General features: G+C 57.6%; 3 protein-coding genes and 1 pseudogene. All 4 read left to right on the top strand.

The genetic code is table 11. The annotated features are described in order from the left end of the window. Window positions 1-113: 113 nt before the first annotated feature. Window positions 114-239: pseudogene (locus tag GOB87_RS17220) on the top strand (hypothetical protein); the annotation flags it as partial. A gap of 425 nt (window positions 240-664) precedes the next feature. Continuing rightward, window positions 665-1180: a transposase gene (locus GOB87_RS17225; RefSeq protein WP_166319105.1), complete on the top strand. Its 516-nt coding sequence runs from the start codon at window positions 665-667 to the stop codon at window positions 1178-1180. Window positions 1181-1197: 17 nt separating this feature from the next. Beyond that, window positions 1198-2409: a sigma-70 family RNA polymerase sigma factor gene (locus GOB87_RS16250; RefSeq protein WP_166319108.1), complete on the top strand. Its 1212-nt coding sequence runs from the start codon at window positions 1198-1200 to the stop codon at window positions 2407-2409. Between the two features lies 1 nt (window position 2410). Next, complete coding sequence (locus GOB87_RS16255) at window positions 2411-3133, top strand: nuclease-related domain-containing protein (protein WP_198911735.1); 723 nt, start codon at window positions 2411-2413, stop codon at window positions 3131-3133. Window positions 3134-3193: the final 60 nt, after the last annotated feature.

Consider the following 3193-nt stretch of genomic DNA (forward strand, 5'->3'; position numbering starts at 1 on the left):
TGACTTGAACTCTGCCGCATACCGTTTCCGCGTAACCTTGCCCATAAAACCCGTCCTCGTTCAGGCCAGATGATAGCTTACCGCTCTGTCCAAAAAATGGGGGCCACTTCTAACACGCCTTGCCCAATGCGGCCTTCATCACCTTTACCGGCACGCCGCTGCTCAAAGGCAGCGAGACCGTCAGCCGCTTTGGCAAGATCATCCACTCCTACACCATGCAGCAGACTGTCTCGGACGGCAAAGCCCCGCGTGACTGTATTGATTGCGTTATCCTGGATGAACTGTGCCATCCGAAGGAGCGTAAAAGCATAGCCAACATTCTGGTCGCTTCTGGAACGCGTGATACCGTAATGAGAGAGCCATAAGGCTAGACGGAATGGCGGAAATGACGCTGCAAAAATAGTGCGCTTTGACCGCTAGGGGGGTGCGGAATGTCGCTTGATCGGGCGAAAATAACCGAAAGCAGCCATTCGTAGCACTCACATGCATGACGGCTACCCGACCAATCGAAGACGTTCAGCGCCGTTTTCCGGCAGGCGTTCGATCTTGATCTACCCCTCGTCAAGCGTGCCGGCCACGCCGATCCACCCCTCTGCAGGGCGATCCCCATGCCATTGAGAATAGCTGTGTCCTTCCGGTCTGTACAAGGAAAACTGAGCACTGCATGGAGACCGGGACTCACTATCCCGCGACCCTCAGCGGGCGGGTGTCACTGGCGTGCGCCAGTCTGGTCCTTCCAAGAGCATCGAAAGCTTTGCCGGGGTCAGATGCGCGGTCTGCGGTGCGCCCCGGTGACCCTGCGCAGTTCCAGGTCCGGTCGCAAGTTTGCAGTGCGGCTCGGGCTGAATCCGTTGCAAAAAACTCGAGTGGTGGCAAAGAGCATCTTAAACGGATCAGCCAAATGGGCGATCAGTATCTCCGTCGCCTGCTGGTGATCGGAGCGACCGCGATGGTGAGACAGTTCAAAATGCGACCGGAAAAGACACCGCCGCAGGTCGCTGCACTGCTGGCCCGTAAGACGGTTCGGGTGGCGACTACCGCCATGACGAACAAGGAAGCACGGAGCGTCTTATTGGGCGGCCAAACAGACCTTTGCCACTCGACGTGTTGTTGTATTCACGATTATTGTACTCGGGCCGAACTCTTTGGTATTGTCGACACTGCTCGGTTCGTTTTTTAGACCGTCGAGAGGGGCGCATGGAAGATGGGGAGCTTCGCCCAAAACACGACCCGGATGTTGTGAGGGCTGCTGAAGAAGACGATGATGATCAGATCGAACTCCTCTATGATGGAGATGAGGTCGATATCGATGAACTCGCAAGAGTCATTCGGCCAGACTTTGTCGCCAAGGCATTCAAGGCCCTATCTGCCGATGCCCAGAGAGGTGGCGGATCGCTAGCGCGCGCCGACGTCAACCGCACCTATCTTCGCCGTAAGTTGTCGATCGCTGAATGCGTCGAGCTCGAGGTGCTTCTAGCTACCGCGGGCCATAAGATCGTTGAAGTCGAGGAAGAATCGCCGGTCCAAAACAGCGCGAACACCAGCTCTTGCACCAAAAGGATTCGTTATCTAAGTGAGACGGAAGAGCGGGAACTGGGACGTCGCATCCAGCTCGCACTTCATCTGCCTGAGCTCACCGACGGTCTCGATCAAGCCTATGTCGATCGGGTGCGAGCCGATGCGGAAAAGGCAAGGGCGACATTCGTCACTGCAAACCTCCGATATGTCGAAATGGTCGCCCGGCGTCGTGGCCAAAAGCAGCATATGGCGCTCGAGGATCTCGTCCAGGAAGGCGTCATAGGATTGATGCGGGCGACCGACCTCTATGACCCGGATCGCGGCTTCCGTTTCAAGACATATGCGACCTGGTGGATCGAGCAGCGCATTCAGCGAGCGATAGCTGACAGCGACAGACTGGTCCGCCTGCCTGTGCACCTCCATGAGAAGATGGCGCGGATCAGGCGCGCAGAGGCGAGATTGACCTTGGCGAACGGCAGAGCGCCTACCTCGGAAGAGCTGGCGACGGCGATTGGGATGGATTCAGAGCGTTTGATGAAGCTACTCTGGCGTGTTCAAGCCACGGACTGCATCGAGGGTGACACCCCGATCGGGGAGGACACGACGTTGCTCGCACTTGCCGCCGATCCAAGAGATTCTGCGTTCGACATGGTCTCCTATCGAGAACTCCAAGGTCGCTTTAGCGACATCCTGATGACGCTGACTCCACGAGAGGAACGGATAATGAGAATGCGCTTTGGGATTGGCATCGACCGTGACCACACGTTGGAGAGCATTGGCCAGGATTACAGCGTGACCCGCGAGCGCATCCGGCAAATCGAAGCGAAAGCACTTGGTAAACTGCGCCATTTCGTCAGAAGCTCCCGCCTCCGCGGCTTCCTGGACAGCTGAGATGGCGCGCTACATCGGCTTAGGCTCGAACGAGCCCATTGATGATTCCGAGCGCCGGGTTGCGAATGCATTGCGTAGGCTGCCGGACCCATGGACGATACTGCATCATGTCAGTTGGCAATCGAAGCGCGGCGGACGCCAGGGTGATGGTGAGGCTGACTTCATCATCCTGCATCCCCGCGAGGGGGTAGTCGTCATCGAAGTGAAGGGTGGCGGGATCGATGTCGATCGTGGCCGATGGATGACAACTGATCGCTTCGGCAAGCGTCACGACATCAAGAACCCCTATGAACAGGCGACGGCGTCAAAGCACGCGCTCATCGGGTGGCTCCGCGAACATGGACTTGGTTCTCGAGTGCGCGTTGGCCATGCGGTCGTGTTCCCACACATGGACGCAGTCCCATTTCTGGGGCCGGCTGCACAGCGCCAGATAACGATCTCCAAAACGGATCTTCTGGACGTGGATGCCGCGGTAGCGCGCAGTCTGACGCATTGGTCGCTTGAGGCAAACCTCTCGGCCAAGGATTTAGAGGAGGTCGTCGCCCTGTTGGCTCCGACGGTATCGGCGTCTCCAACATTGGCGAGCGCCAGTGACGACGCCGAAGCCAACATGATCGTTTTCACTGCCGAGCAGATCGAGGCGTTCTCGCGACTTCGTGCCCAGCGTGGTGGCCTAGGGCTTGTGGGGATTCACCGTGAATGGATAATGGCTGCGGCGAGATAGATCATGGCGCTGAAGCTTTTGTCTGTTTTGTCTGCCCGCATTGCGATGCGTTTGAATTCC

It is taken from the genome of Acetobacter estunensis, from assembly GCF_011516945.1.
Lineage (GTDB): Bacteria > Pseudomonadota > Alphaproteobacteria > Acetobacterales > Acetobacteraceae > Acetobacter > Acetobacter estunensis.